The sequence below is a fragment of the Mycobacterium talmoniae genome (assembly GCF_001854525.1).
In the GTDB taxonomy this organism is placed as follows: domain Bacteria; phylum Actinomycetota; class Actinomycetes; order Mycobacteriales; family Mycobacteriaceae; genus Mycobacterium; species Mycobacterium talmoniae.
Genome location: NZ_MLQM01000050.1, coordinates 1 through 14799 on the forward strand (window position 1 = coordinate 1; position 14799 = coordinate 14799).

General features: G+C 67.3%; 10 protein-coding genes. 3 read left to right on the forward strand and 7 right to left on the reverse strand.

Going from position 1 to position 14799, the window contains the following annotated elements:
* Positions 1–1209, reverse strand: a 1209-nt coding sequence (locus BKN37_RS11480) for a cation:proton antiporter (RefSeq protein WP_071025842.1), incomplete at its 3' end; no start/stop codon positions are given.
* A gap of 276 nt (positions 1210–1485) precedes the next feature.
* On the opposite strand from BKN37_RS11480, the gene purT reads away from it, so the two are divergent.
* From purT to BKN37_RS11495, 3 genes are all read left to right on the forward strand, one after another.
* The gene (gene purT, locus BKN37_RS11485) at positions 1486–2760 is read left to right on the forward strand and encodes a formate-dependent phosphoribosylglycinamide formyltransferase (RefSeq protein WP_423212782.1); all 1275 of its coding nucleotides are present in this window, start codon (positions 1486–1488) and stop codon (positions 2758–2760) included.
* 124 nt (positions 2761–2884) lie between these two features.
* Entirely contained in the window at positions 2885–3328 is a 444-nt protein-coding gene (locus BKN37_RS11490; protein ID WP_071025793.1) for a rhodanese-like domain-containing protein, read from the forward strand.
* Positions 3325–4545 carry an O-succinylhomoserine sulfhydrylase gene (locus BKN37_RS11495; RefSeq protein ID WP_071025796.1) on the forward strand — a complete coding sequence of 407 codons (1221 nt, stop codon included), beginning with the start codon at positions 3325–3327 and terminating at the stop codon, positions 4543–4545. Before BKN37_RS11490 ends, BKN37_RS11495 begins: the two co-directional genes overlap by 4 nt.
* 107 nt (positions 4546–4652) lie before the next feature.
* On the opposite strand, the gene BKN37_RS11500 is transcribed toward BKN37_RS11495, so the two are convergent.
* The 6 genes from BKN37_RS11500 to BKN37_RS11525 form a co-directional block, all read right to left on the reverse strand.
* Complete coding sequence (locus BKN37_RS11500) at positions 4653–4949, reverse strand: hypothetical protein (RefSeq protein WP_071025800.1); 297 nt, start codon at positions 4947–4949, stop codon at positions 4653–4655.
* Between the two features lie 674 nt (positions 4950–5623).
* On the reverse strand, positions 5624–7021 hold the full coding sequence (locus BKN37_RS11505; protein WP_071025803.1) for an NAD(P)/FAD-dependent oxidoreductase: 1398 nt from the start codon (positions 7019–7021) through the stop codon (positions 5624–5626).
* A gap of 107 nt (positions 7022–7128) precedes the next feature.
* On the reverse strand, positions 7129–9990 hold the full coding sequence (locus BKN37_RS11510) for an aminotransferase class I/II-fold pyridoxal phosphate-dependent enzyme (RefSeq protein ID WP_071025806.1): 2862 nt from the start codon (positions 9988–9990) through the stop codon (positions 7129–7131).
* A gap of 139 nt (positions 9991–10129) precedes the next feature.
* Positions 10130–10987 carry an SDR family oxidoreductase gene (locus tag BKN37_RS11515; protein WP_071025810.1) on the reverse strand — a complete coding sequence of 286 codons (858 nt, stop codon included), beginning with the start codon at positions 10985–10987 and terminating at the stop codon, positions 10130–10132.
* Positions 10988–11060: 73 nt separating this feature from the next.
* A complete protein-coding gene (locus BKN37_RS11520; RefSeq protein ID WP_071025813.1) occupies positions 11061–13943 on the reverse strand; it encodes an MMPL/RND family transporter in 2883 nt (960 codons plus the stop codon).
* On the reverse strand, positions 13940–14377 hold the full coding sequence (locus tag BKN37_RS11525; protein ID WP_071025816.1) for an MmpS family transport accessory protein: 438 nt from the start codon (positions 14375–14377) through the stop codon (positions 13940–13942). Before BKN37_RS11525 ends, BKN37_RS11520 begins: the two co-directional genes overlap by 4 nt.
* Positions 14378–14799 lie beyond the last annotated feature (422 nt).

Consider the following 14799-nt stretch of genomic DNA (forward strand, 5'->3'; position numbering starts at 1 on the left):
CCTGCGGATCAGCCACGGCAGCGTCAGCCCGTGCAGCAGCAGGGTGCCGACCACCACCACGAACGTCAAAAACACCAGCTGCGGCCGACCCGGGAACGGGGCGCCGGCCAGCGTCGTCACCGGCACACCGAACGCGGCGGCCAGCGACACCACCCCGCGCATCCCCGCCCAGGCCAGCACCAGCACCTGCCCCGGGGTGGCCGCGGGTTCGCGCGCCCGGATCCGGGGTGACACCAGGCGCGGCAGGTAGGCGAACAACACCACCCAGCCGATCCGGACCGCCAACACGGTGCCGAACACCGCCGCCGACGCCACCACCAACGTGGCGGCGGCGATGCCGCGCAGGTTGTGCACCACGCTCGGCAGCTGCAGGCCGATCAGCAGGAAGGCGAACGACTCCAGCACCAGCTGCACCGCCCGCCACACCGCCTGGTCCTGCAGCCGGGTGGCGTAGTGCGCCCGGGTGAACCGCTGGCCCAGGATCAGCGCGGCCACCACCACCGCGAGCACCCCGGAGCCGTGGATCTCCTCGGCCACCAGGTAGATGACGAACGGCGCGACCAGCCCGATCGCGCTTTCCACCAGCGGATCGTCCAGCCGCGACCGGATGTAGACGATGACCATGCCCAACGCCGCGCCGACCGCCACACCCCCGACCGCCGCCAACGCGAAGGTGGCCAGCCCGTGCCGCCAGCTGACCGCGGTGCCGATCGCCGCACCCAGCGCCACCTTGTAGGCGGTGAGCGCGGTGGCGTCGTTGAGCAGGCTTTCGCCGCCGAGCAGCGTCATGATCCGCCGGGGCAGCCCGACCCGGCGCCCCACCGCGGTGGCCGACACCGCGTCGGGCGGCGCCACGATCGCGCCGAGCGTCAGTCCCGCGGCCAGGGTCAGCTCGGGCACGGTGTGGTAAGCCACCACGCCGACCGCCACGGTGGTCGCCAACGGCAGCCCGATCGCCAGCAGGCTGATGGAGCGCACGTTGCGGCGCATGTTGAGGTAGGAGCTCTCCAGGCCCGCCGACCACAGCAGCGGCGGCAGGATCACGAACAACACCAGGTCGGCGCGCAGGGTGATCTCGGGGACCACCGGAATCAGCCCCACCGCCAGCCCGGCGACCACCAGCACCAGCGGCGCGGACACGTTGTGCCGGCGGGCCAGCGCGGCCAGCAACACCGCCGCCACCAGCGGGGCCAACAGGGTGGGATTCACGTGCTCCGACCTCCGTTCGTCACCATCGGCCCGATCGCACTTATCCTTGAGCAGCATGCAGCATCGCCTGCGCGCGGGCGCAGCGCGATGAACGAAGGTGAGGATGAGCCAGTGGTTGAGGGCCGGACCGACCAGCCGGAGTCTCACGGACGGCACGAGCAGAGCGCGGCCGAGGACGCCCCAGCCCCTGCCGAGCCGGCCCCGGTGACCGAGGCCATTCCGGCCGCCGATCATCCCCCGGTGACCGAGGCCATCGCGACCGCCGACCACCCGCCGGTGACCGAGGCCATCCCGGCCGCCAAAAAACCGTCGACCGCCGAAGATCCGCCGACCGATCCCGAACGCGCCCGTCGCACCCGAGTGATGCTGCTCGGTTCCGGGGATCTGGGCCGCGAATTGGTGCTGGCCTTTCAGCGACTGGGTGTCGAGGTGGTCGCCGCCGACCGATTCGCCAACGCGCCGCTGCACGGCATCGCCGACCAGTCGGTGGTGGTCAAGCTGACCGACACCGACGAATTGGCCGCCACCATCGGCTGGCTGCAGCCGCGGTTCGTGGTGACCGCCACCGACCTGGTGGCCGCCGACGCATTGACCGCCGCCAGCGAAACCGGGTTCACCCAGGTGGTGCCCAGCGTCCGCGGCGCCCGGCTCACCACCGACCGGGAGGGGATGCGACGGCTGGCCGCCGACGAACTCGGCCTGCCCACCGCGCCGTTCTGGTTCGCCGGCTCGGTGGAGGAGCTGCGGGCGGTGGCCGAGCACGCCGGCTTCCCGATGGTGGTCAAACCCGTGGCGGCCTCGCACGGGGAGGGCGAGTCGGTGATGGTGCGCCCCGAGGACGTCGAGCCGGCCTGGCAGCGGGCGGTGTCCGCCGGTGACCGGGTCGCTCACAGCCGGGTGATGGCCGAGACGGTGGTGGAGGTCGACTACGAGGTCACCCTGCTCACCGTGCGCAGCGAGGGGCCCGACGGGCCGACGCTGGACTTCTGTGCGCCGATCGGGCACCGGCGCATCGACGGCGGCGACGGTGAGCTGGTCGTGGAGTCGTGGCAGCCGCAGCCGATGAGCACCGCCGCCCTGGATGCCGCCAAGTCGATTGCCGCCCGGATCGTTAAGGCGCTCGGCGGCCACGGCGTGTTCGGGGTGGAGCTGCTGATCCACGGCGACGAGGTGTACTTCTCCGACGTCGCCGTGCGGCCCTATGACACCGCGCTGCTGACCCAGCGCACCCAGCGGCTTTCGGCGTTCGAGCTGCAGGCGCGGGCGATCCTCGGCCTGACCACCGACACCATCATGATTTCGCCGGGCGCCGCCCGGGTGATCTACTCCGGCCGTGAGGCGGTGGACGCCGCGGCCGACACCAAGCTGGTCACCGGCGCGCTGGCCGAGGCGCTGGCGGTTCCCGAAGCCGATGTCGTGGTCTTCGGGCACCACGAGGGGTATCCGCGGCGCCGGCTGGGTGTGGCCATCGCCACCGCCTCCGACGCGCTGATCGCGCGGGAGCGGGCCGGTCACGCGGCGGCCGCGCTGCGCAAGCTGTGGGGCGCTTAGCGTCGACGTGCGTTAATCCGCTGTGCAGCGCCGACGCCACCCGTGCCCGCGGCTTTTGGTGCCGGGCGCCGCGGCTACGGTGTAGATGTTCAGTGCCCCTTGTTCCGATAGCGCGAGGTTCCAGTTGTCCGTTCCTGATAGCCCGGCGGTCGGGCCTTCCTACGCAGGAGATATCACGCCGCAGCAGGCCTGGGAGTTGCTCAGCGACAACCCGGAGGCGGTGCTGGTCGACGTGCGCACCGAAGCCGAGTGGCGCTTCGTCGGGGTGCCCGATCTGTCCGGGCTGGGCCGCGAGGTGATCTACATCGAGTGGAACCGCACCGACGGGCAGCGCAACGAGGACTTCGTCACCGATCTGCTCGCCGCCGGAGTCACCCCCGGGCCGCGGCCGGTGGTCTTTTTGTGCCGGTCCGGGAACCGCTCGATCGGCGCCGCGGTGGCCGCCACCGCCGCGGGCATCGCCCCGTCCTACAACGTGCTCGACGGCTTTGAGGGCAACCTCGACGAACACGGACACCGCGGCGGCACCGGCTGGCGCGCGGTCGGGCTGCCCTGGACGCAGTCATGAGCGAGCAGCCTTCGGTCCGCCGGCCGGACCCGCTGCCCGACGGCGTCAGCCAGGCCACCATCGGGGTGCGCGGCGGGGTGCTGCGCTCGCAGTTCGCCGAGACCTCCGAGGCGATGTTTTTGACCTCGGGCTATGTGTATGAGTCCGCCGAGGCCGCCGAGCAGGCGTTCACCGGCGAGGTGGACCGCTTTGTGTACTCGCGCTACGGCAATCCGACGATCACCATGTTCGAGGAGCGGCTGCGGCTGATCGAAGGCGCGCCGGCGGCGTTCGCCACCGCCAGCGGAATGGCGGCGGTGTTCACCGCGCTGGGCGCGCTGCTGGGCGCCGGTGACCGGCTGGTCGCCGCGCGCAGCCTGTTCGGGTCGTGTTTCGTGGTGTGCAACGAGATCCTGCCGCGCTGGGGGGTCGAAACCGTCTTCGTCGACGGCGACGACCTGTCCCAGTGGGAGCAGGCACTGTCGGTGCCCACCCAGGCGGTGTTCTTCGAAACACCATCCAACCCCATGCAATCGTTGGTGGACATCGCCGCGGTCACCGAGCTGGCCCATGCCGCCGGGGCAAAAGTGGTGCTGGACAACGTTTTTGCAACGCCACTATTGCAGCAGGGCTTCCCGCTCGGGGTCGACGTGGTGGTGTACTCCGGCACCAAACACCTCGACGGGCAGGGCCGGGTGCTGGGCGGGGCGATCCTGGGCGACCAGGAGTACATCGACGGGCCGGTGCAGAAGTTGATGCGCCACACCGGCCCGGCGATCAGCGCGTTCAACGCCTGGCTGTTGCTCAAAGGCTTGGAAACCCTGGCGATTCGGGTTCAGCACAGCAACTCCGCGGCGCTGCGGATCGCCGAGTTCCTGGAACGCCACCCCGACGTGCGGTGGGTGCGCTACCCGTTCCTGCCGTCGCATCCGCAGTACGACCTGGCCCAGCGGCAGATGTCCGGTGGCGGCACCGTCATCACCTTCGAGCTCGACGCGCCCGAACACGCCGCCAAGCAGCGGGCATTCGAGTTGCTGAACAAGCTGCAGTTGATCAACATCTCCAACAATCTCGGCGACGCGAAGTCGTTGATCACCCATCCGGCGACCACCACCCACCGGGCGATGGGCCCGGAGGGGCGCGCCGCGATCGGGCTGGGGGACGGCGTGGTGCGTATCTCGGTGGGGTTGGAAAGCACCGATGACCTGATCGCCGACCTGGATCAAGCGCTGGGTTAGCGCCGGCGGGTAACCGCTAACCGCCCGGCCCCGCGCCGAGCGTGAAGTTGGTACACGCCACAGTCGAAATAGCGTGCATGAACCCCACACTCGGCGCAACGGGCGGCTCAGGGAATCGGCGGCACGCCCGGCTCGGGTGCCGGGGCGGGCTGACCGTTCGAGTCCGCGTATTGAATGCCCTGATTGACTTGATCAATCGCCTGCTGCACCAGGTTGATCGCCTGCTCGCGATGCCCGCCCTTGTCGGGTTCGGCCTGCTGCAGCTCGGACAGGCCTTGATTCAGGTGGTCTCTGGCGCTGACCATATGTTCCTGAATCGCATACGCCGTGCCGGCGCCGATCAAGCTGAAACTGGTGGCCGTGAGGGCCCCGGCAACCGCCAACCGGAACTTGGAGACCTGCATAACGCCGTCCTTTCGGGAGGGTAAATTTGAAGGCGCTCTGGCCAACTGAGGGCGGAGCTTAGCGGCCCGCGTCGCGCGCCGGGGGCAAATGCCACCCAATGGCCGATGTCGCCCGCGTGCCCGTCACTTCGCGCGGCTAGGGGTAGGTGACCGCTAATCGGCCCGCACCGAGTGTGCACTGAGGGCGGAGATTCCGCGAAAATAGCGCCCTGGATGCACACTCGACGCCGTGATTGCACACTCGGCCCGAGTTGGCTCTATTGGGTGTGCCCTCACGGTTCACACGTGCATCACCAGTCTCTGGCTGGAGGGATAGTGCGTTGTCGAATTGGATATCGTCGCTGATAGCAACCCGTTGTTGTGCCCGTTTCGCTGTCCGAGGCGGCCACCCAGCACGCGTCGCGGAACCCACCGATCGGGCGACCGCGACTGGTGGTATCACATACGACATCCGATTCCGTAACCATGTCATGGTCGAGAGACGGTGCTGGTGTGACCGGTGTGGCTGTCCGCCACGTGTCGCAACAAATGCGATCGGTCATCGTGAGGGGTGTTGCACCACAATCTATTTCAGCTTTGAGCCAAGTCAGGTTCTAGGCGCCGCTCGAAAGGCGTGTATTAACGCAACAACTCGGCACGGGAAGCGCGTGGGAAGGGCCGCGAAACGGGCGAGCTTAGCCGGCTTCTTGCTCGGCGTGTTCGGCTTGTTCGGCCGCGGCCAGCGCCCCGCGCTGCTGTTCGGCGACCCGGTTCATCGCCAACCGGGCGTAGACCATTTGGCTGGTGATGGCCATCTGCCCCCGCCCGCGACCTAGAAACGTGATGAACCAGGCGATGATGGTGGTGATGCGGTTTTTGTGCCCGATCAGGTAGTACAGGTGCAGCACCAGCCAGGCGAACCAGGCCAGCAGACCGCCGAACTCGAGTTTGCCGACCTGCGCGACGGCGTCGAACCGCGACACCGTCGCCATGCTGCCCTTGTTGAAGTAGTGAAACGGCGCCCGCTGGGTGGGGTCGTCGTGGCCTTTCAAAGCGCGTTTGATCACCTTCGTGGCGTAGGTGGCGCCCTGGATGGCGCCCTGGGCCATCCCCGGCACGTCGGGCACGCTCATCAGGTCGCCGACGACGAACACGTGCGGGTGGCCCTTGACGGTGAGGTCGGGCTGCACCAACACCCGCCCCGCCCGGTCCACCTCGGTGCCCTCGGCCTGCTCGGCGATCATCTTGCCCAGTGGGCTGGCTTGCACCCCGGCCGCCCACACCTTGCAGGCGCATTGGATGCGGTGCTCGCTGCCGTCCTTTTCCTTGATGGTGATGCCCTGGTAGTCGACGGCGGTCACCATCGCGTTGAGCCGGACCTCCACGCCCAGCTTCTCCAGCCGGCGCTGCGCCTTGAGGCCGAGCTTCTCGCCCATCGGTGGCAGCACCGCCGGCGCGGCGTCGAGCAGGATCACCCGGCAGTCCCGCGGTTCGATGGTGCGAAACGCCCCGGCCAGCGTGCGCTCGGCGAGTTCGGCGATCTGCCCGGCCAATTCGACTCCGGTCGGCCCGGCGCCGACCACCACGAAGGTCAGTCGGCGTTCCCGCTCGGCGTGGTCGGTGGCGACCTCGGCGGCCTCGAACGCGCCCAGGATGCGGCCGCGTAATTCTAGGGCGTCGTCGATGGTTTTCATGCCCGGCGCGTAGGTGGCGAACTGGTCGTTGCCGAAGTAGGACTGCTGGGCGCCGGCGGCCACGATCAGGCTGTCGAACGGGGTGACGGTGCGCATGTCGATCAGCTTCGACGTCACCGTGCCCGCGGTCAGGTCGATGTCTTCCACCTCGCCGAGCAGCACCCGGGTGTTCTTCTGCTTCCGCAGAATCAGCCGGGTGGCCGGGGCGATCTCACCTTCGGACAAGATCCCGGTGGCCACCTGATACAGCAACGGCTGAAACAAGTGGCTGGTGGTCTTGGAGATGACGGTAACGTCGGCGTCGGCGCGCTTCAAAGCCTTGGCCGCGGTCAACCCCCCAAACCCCGACCCAATAATCACCACGCGATGACGTTGCGGCACAACCGAAGGCGTGCTCATAGTGCTCCTTCACTGTCAGCGGTACTGCTCCAGGCGGCTGGTGAGCCCAGGAAGATCCTGCCCCTACAGCGTCGCATCCCCCTCCGATCTATAGCAGAACCGCCACCTCATTGGCCAGGCCCGACCGCCTGCGCGGCACCGGAGCCGGAGCCATTGCCCACACTGGGTGCGCGTGTCGACCCGGACCGCCGCGGGGCACTCGACTTCGGTTGGGCGGCAAGACTTTCACCACCGAGCCGACTCCACGGCCGGGCGTGGGCTTCGGTCATCTCCAACGCCTTGGTGGTGTACACCCGATACCCCAGATGCGGCTTATACCCGTGGATTTCGGGGGTATCCAGGCTGCGGATGAACGACAGAATCTGCTGGCTGAACACCTGCCCGGGAACCAGCACCGGAAAGCCCGGCGGATACGGGGTGACAAACGTCGCCGACACCACCTGCTCACCGGATTCGATGCGGTCCTCGACCTCCTCGGAACTCAAGTATTCGCACAGGCTGTCGTCGTAGCCGAGGTAGAACGCGCGGCGCACATCGCCGTCGGGGGTGGAGGCGCCGTCCCCATCTTTCTCCAAAAACGCCGGGTGGAAGCCGCTGAAATCGGGCAGCGGCGCCGACGGGTTGGTCAGCCGCTGCACCGCCCGCTCGTGTCGGGCGCGTTCGTTGAGCCCCATGTCGGTGATCCGGTCGTCGAGCTCGTGGGCGAACTTGACCAGCACCTCCACCAGATAGGCCACCGAGCTGCGGGTGGTGCCGATGTTGGTCATGAACAGCACGGTGTTGCGGGAGGTTTTGTTGATCTGCACGCCGTAGCGGTCCATCAGCTCGGCGCGTTTGAAGGTGTCGCCGTCGATCCCGGTGGGCCCCACGTACAGGGTGATGCGGCTGGGGTCCATCACGAACTCGTCGTGCTCCCAGGCGGTGGCCATATTGCGCAGCCCGCTGCGCAGCGGCTGGTCGATCGCCGACGGGCGGAAGCGATCCGGGATCATCTCCGCCGTCGACAGGCAGTGCATGTAGCGGCTCAGCAGCGGATGGTTGTCGATCGCGTCGCGCAGTTGCATGGCGTTTTCGACCTGCTTTTGCACCAGCTCCACCCCTTCCAGGTCGGCTTGCCGGCGGCCGACGTCCAGCGAGGCCAACACCTGATAGTTGGGGGAGGTGGAGGTATGCGCCATGTAGGCCTCGTGGAAGGTCTCCTGCACCTTCTGGTCGAAGTCCTGGTCGAAGACGTGGATCATCGACCCCTGCCGCAGCGACGTCAACGTCTTGTGGGTGGATTGGGTGGCGTAGACCCGCACCCGGGCCCGCGCCGGGTCGGGCATCAGCCGCGTCTCCAGCAGCGTCGACCCAGAAGCGCCGGCCATCTTCGCGGCGTAGGCCTCGTAGCCCTGCCGGTACTCCGGGGACCGCAGCCGTTCCCGCAGCGCCCGCGCCGAATACATGGCGGTGCGGGTGCGGTAGATGTGGTGGAACCGGGCGAAGGCGAACCAGGCCTCGTCCCACAGGAACGCCAGGTCGGGTTTGATCGCCAGGCATTCCTCCATCACCCGCTGCACGTCGTAGACGATGCCGTCGAAGGTGCAGTTGGTCAGCATCAACAGCTTGACCCGCTCCAGCTTGCCGGCGTCGCGCAGCGCCAGCAGCCGGGACTTGATCTCGTGCAGCGGGACCCCGCCGTACATCGAATACTGGTTGAGCGGATACGCATCCAGGTAGGTGACCTGGGCGCCGGCCATCATCAGCCCATAGTGGTGGGACTGGTGGCAGTTGCGGTCGACCAGCACGATGTCGCCGGGCGCGATCAGCGCCTGCGCGACGATCTTGTTGGCGGTGGAGGTGCCGTTGGTGACGAAGTAGGTCTGCCGCGACCCGAAGGTGCGCGACGCCAGCTCCTGCGCGTCGCGCAGCGGCCCGGTGGGCTCCAGCAGCGAGTCCAGGCCGCCGCAGGTGGCCGAGGTTTCGGCCAAAAACACTTCCAGCCCGTAGAACCGGACCATGTCGTTGATCCAGTGCGAGTTGACGATCGACTTGCCCTGCGAGATCGGCAGCGCGTGGAACACCCCGGTCGGGCGGTGACTGTATTCGCGCAGCGCGGAGAAGAACGGCGTCCGGTACCGGGCGGCGACCCCGTCGAGCAGGCACAGGTGCAGGTCCAGCGAACCCTCCCCGGCGTGGAAGACTCGGCGGAAGTGTTGCCCGAGCCGGCCGGCGACGTCCTCCACCTCGATCTCGGTCATCAGGTACAGGTCCAGCTCGGGGCGGGTCTCGGCCAGCGACCGGGCCAGGATCTGGGCGCGTTCCTCGGGGGAGTGGTCGGCCAGATCCTCGGCGACGTGCGCGTCGACGAACTCGGCCAGCGCCGACAGGTCCCGCCGCGAACGGTGCGAGAACCGCCGCCGGATCACGCAGGCCTGCAGGTTCACGTTCAACCGGGCCGCGATCACCGCCTCGTCGCCGCTGCCGACCACGACCAGTTCGTAGATGAACTGGTCGTCGGGCCGCCGCCAGCTGCGCACCTCCTCGCGCAGCTCCCGTTCCTGCGCCTCGGTCATCGTCTCGACGACCAGCACCTCGAAATACGGGCGGGCGGAGCGCTCCGGCCGCAGCACCACGCTGGCCTCGGCCTCCTCCTCGGTGTCGATGAGGGAGGCCAGGCTGCCGCTGCGGTAGGACTCGGTGACCAGCGCCCGGTTGATCCGGGCCACCGTGCGGGCGAACTTGCCGTAGCTGCCGGTGGCGAACAGCCGTTGGGTCTGGCCGAACACCGCGGTGCCCGGAAACGCCCAATAACGCTCATAGGGGCGCAGCTGCGCCACCAGGCCGTCGACGGTGTCGATCAGCGGTTGGATATCGCGGCCATGCCCGGCGGCATTGGCCAGCCGCTCGCTGGCCTCCTCCAGCCGGCACCAGGCGTCGGCCCGGAACTGCCAAACACTGTTGTACGCCCGCGGATTCACCTCAGCCATGACAGCCTCCCCTGACTCGGCTATGGGCCCAGGCTAGGCCGATATCCCAGTTCAGGAATGGTTTTGGCCAAGCCCGCCGGATGCGCGCCAGGTTGACGGAGACGTTGATTTAGGCGGTGCCGCGAACCAGCGGCAGGACTCAGTCCTGGTGTTCGATGACGCCCTGCGCGTGCTGGGCCCGCTCCTCGTAGGCCTGGCGGGCGGTGTTGTCGAAGTCTAGGAAGATCCGGTCCAGGCCGAGGCGCTTGTTCATCCAGCGCCGCCCGCGCGGCCCCAGCATCGAGGCCAGCGCGGCGGTGAACCGGATCGGGCCCGGCACCGACACGTGCGTTTTGGGTTTGTCCAGGGCCTTGACGATGGCCGCGGCGATCTGTTCGGGTTCCACCGGTTTGCTGGCCGCCGTGGTTTTGGTGCCGGAGATCAGCTCGGTGTTGGTGAACGGCGGCATCACCACGGTGACGTCGACGCCGTGCGGGGCGAACTCGTCGGCCAACGCGGTGGACAGCCCGACGACCGCGAACTTGGCGCCCACATAGACCACCTGGCCCGGCACCGGGATCATCCCGGACATCGACGCGATGTTGACGATGTGCCCGGTGCGGCGCTTGACCATGTCGGGCAGCACCAGCTGGCAGCCGTTGAGCACGCCGTAGAAGTTCACCTCGATCGCCGAGCGGATGGACTGCTGGCTCTGCTGCAAAAACGGCCCGATCGGCATCACCCCGGCGTTGTTGATCAGCACATCGACGTGGCCACCGCCGTCGGCGCGGGCCTTGTCCAGGAACGCCGCGAACGACTCGCGGTCGGTGACGTCCAGCGGGTGCCCCGACACCGGTCCCAGGCCGCTGATGTCGGCGATGGTCTTCTCCAGCACATCGAGATCGCGGTCGCCGATGACCACCCGGGCACCGCGGGCCAGCAGCGCTTTGGCGGTGGCCAACCCGATCCCGCGCGCGGCGCCGGTGATGGCGATGGTCTTACCCCTGATGTTGTCCATGCGGCCGAACTTTACACGTGTCAAATCCGGGTGGGCAGGGGTGCCGGTCCGGGGTGCCGGGGCAGGGGCCGGGTCAGCTCTGGGTTGGGATCGACAGCCGGTCGGTGTCCTCGGACACGCGCTGGGGCCGGCGCGCGTTGTCGCCGCGCGGATGCACCACCCGCGGCCACCAGAACCAGCGTCCCAGCAGGGTCGCCAGCGACGGCATGAACAGCGCGCGCACCACCAGCGTGTCGAGCAACAGCCCGATCGCCACCGTCGACCCGAACTGGCCGAGCACCCGCAGCTCGCTGCCCAGCATGGCGGCCATGGTGGCGGCGAACACCAGACCCGCGGCCGTCACCACCCCGCCGGAGCCGCCGATCGCGCGGATATAGCCGGTCTTGAGCCCGGCGTGAATCTCCTCCTTGAACCGGGACACCAGCAGCAGGTTGTAGTCCGATCCCACCGCCAACAGGATGATCACCGACAGCACCGCGACCACCCAGTGGATATTCATCCCGAACAGGTCCTGCCAGATGAGCACCGACAGCCCGACGGACGCGGCGATCGAACTGGAGGCGGTGCCGACGATCACCAGCGCGGCCACCACGCTGCGGGTGATCAGCAGCATGATCAGGAAGATCAACGTCAGCGACGACATCACCGCGATCATCAGGTCGTACTTGGCGCCGTCGCGCATGTCCTTGAAGGTGGCGGCTTGGCCGCCCAGGAAGACCTTGGCGTTGGACAGCGACGACATCTTCAGGGCCTGCTGTGCGGCGGTGCGTTCGGCGTCGACGTGCGAGATGCCCTGCGCGCTGGCCGGGTCACCCTCGTGGGTGATGAAGAAACGCGCCGATTTGCCGTCCGGCGACAAGAACTGCCGCAGGCCGGTCTGAAAGTCGGGGTTATCGAACGCTTCCGGCGGCAGGTAGAAGAGGTCGTCGTTCTTCGAGTCGTCGAAGCTTTGCCCCATGACGATCGCCGTATTGCTCATGTTTTCCATTTGATCGATCATCGCCTGGAAGGTGCTGTGCATCGTCAGCGTCAAACCCTTGGTGGTTTTCATGCTGGCGATCGCCGGCGGCAGAATCTGCACCATTTCCCGCTGCAGGGCGTCCATGCTGTGGATGTCCATCGACATGTGCCCGAACGTCTCGTCGAGCTTGTCGATGCCGTCCAGCGCGTCGAAGATGCTGCGCAGCGACCAGCACATCGGGATGTCGAAGCAGTGCGGCTCCCAGTAGAAGTAGTTGCGCATCGGGCGCCACTGGTCATCGAAATCCGCGATGTGGTCCCGCATCTCGTCGGTGACGGCGACCATTTCGTCTGTGGTGCCGGCCATGTCATGGGTGGTGTCGGACAGTCGCTGGGTGATGTCCAGCATCTGGGTCAGGTAGTTGATCGTGACCTGCTGCTCGTCGGCCATCTTGAGCATGTCGGCCATGCGTTCCTTGAGGAAATCCATGTTCTGCATCAACAGCTGGCTTTGCATGCTGTTCTGGAACGGAATCGAGCTGTGCTGAATCGGAATCCCCAGTGGCCGGGTGATGTTCTGGATCATCGCGATGCCGTTGACGCGCATGATGTTTTTGGCCACCCGGTCCAACACCAGCATGTCGGCGGTGTTCCGCATATCGTGATCGGCCTCGACCATCAGCATGTCCGGGTTCATCCGGGCTTCGGTGAAGTGCCGGTTCGCGGCGGCATACCCGATGTTGACCGAGGCGCTCTTGGGCAGGTAGTGGCGGTCGTTGTAGCCGGGCACCATGCCCGGCAGTGCGACCATGCCGATCATGACGACCACGCCGCTGGCGGCCAGCACCGGTCCCGGCCACCGGACGACGGTGGTGCCGACGCGCCGCCACAGCCGACTCTTCGACGCGCGCTTGGTCTCCAACAAGCCGAACCGGCTGCACACGGTCAGCACCGCCGGCCCCAGCGTGAGCGCGGCGGCCACCACGACCAGCATGCCGATGGAGACCGGGATGCCCATGGTCTTGAAATACGGCAGCCGGGTAAAGCTCAGGCAGTACGAGGCGCCGGCGATGGTCAGCCCGGACCCCAACACCACCGGGGTGACGCTGTGCACGGTGGTGTAGTAGGCGCTGACCCGGTCCTGGCCTTCTTGGCGTGCCTCCCGATACCGGCCGATGAGGAAGATCCCGTAGTCGGTGCCGGCGGCGATCGCCAACATGGTGAGGATGTTGGTGGCGAAGGTGGTCAGCCGCATGACGTCGTGCCACCCGAGCACCGCGATCACCCCGCGGGACACCGCCAGGTCGAGCAACGTGACGAACAGCTGCACCAGCGTGGTGACGATCGACCGGTAGACCAGCAACAACATCACGGTGATCGCGCCGAGGGTGAACAGCGTGATCTTCGCCAGGCTGGCGTTGCCGATGACGTGCATGTCGTCGGTGAGTGCGGCCGCACCGGCGACGTACGCCTTGACCCCGGGCGGCGGCGACGAGTCGGCGATGACTTTGCGGACCGCCTCGACGGATTCGTTCGCCAACGTGGTGCCTTGCTGACCGGCGAGGTTCAGCTGGACGTAGGCGGCCTTGGCGTCGCTGCTTTGCACCCCGGCCGCGGTGAGCCGGTCGCTCCAGAAGTCCTGCATGTGCTGGACGTGTTCGGGGTCTTTTTTGAGCTTGTCGATCAGCTCGTTGTAGTACTTGTGCGCGGCGTCGCCGAGTTCCTGCTGACCCTCCAGCACGATCATGATCGTGCTGTTGGAGTCGAATTCCTTGAAGTTCTTGCCGAGGCGGGCCATCGCGATCATGGACGGCGCGTCTTCGGGGGCCATCGGCGCCGAATGCAGCTCGCCGACCTCCTCCAACTGAGGGACGGCGACGTTGACGATGACGGTGAGCACCACCCAGCCGATGATGATCGGCACCGCGAACCAGCGCAGGATGTGCGCCAGCATCGGCCGTCGGGTGCGGGGATCGGTGCTGGTCGGTTGGGTCATCCGGATTTCACCAAGCAGTAGGTCTGGGCATTGCGGCCGTCGGCGTGCCGTTCGTCGCGCACCTCATCGTCGATGGTGATGCGGCAGCTGATCTGGTCGCTGTCGCCCTGCACCATGATGTTGGCGGCGACCGACGGCAGGGTGGTGCTGATCGTGTAGGACCACGGCAACACCGCGTTGTTGACCTGGTGGACGTTGGCCTCGGCGTCCCAGTAGTTCAGGCTGGCGGTGCTGCCGGCCGGGCCGAACACGTCGTAGGTGACGACCTTCGGGTTGAACTGCACGATCTCGATCCCGGCGCCGGCGTTGGCATTGAGATCTTCGGAACCGAAGATCCGGTGCAGCCGCGACACGATCAAGCCCGACACCGCGAGCACAACCACGAAGACCAGCGGGATCCACAATCGTTTGAGCACCCTGGCCACTGAACGCATTCCTCTTCGTCAGAAGCTTCGTTTAGCTAAGCATCGGGAACGTTACCGCACAGCTGCGTTCCCTGTGAAGCGACTTACCGTCACGTCTGGAACCGGCCATTAGTGGCCGTTGCCGGGGTAACGGTTACCCGGCTCGGTAGCCGCGTTCTTGCCCGGCCGGGCGAGCGGGATTTCGTTCCCCGCGTCCCTGGCCGGTGGCGGGTACCGGTCCACCGCGAGGCTGTCGGGCTGGGCCTGGTTGGTAGCTCTCCCGATACGATCCTCTGGTCGTGTGCGGGTCACACCTTCCCGTCGCCGATCCCTCTGGCCTTGGGGGCGACGCCCGATCACCGTGGCGGCTGCCAGGTATCGGGTGACGTATTCATATCGGTTGCGCCAGTGCGGGTCTCTTCGCACGCTGTGGCAGGCGGTCAGGGCCCATC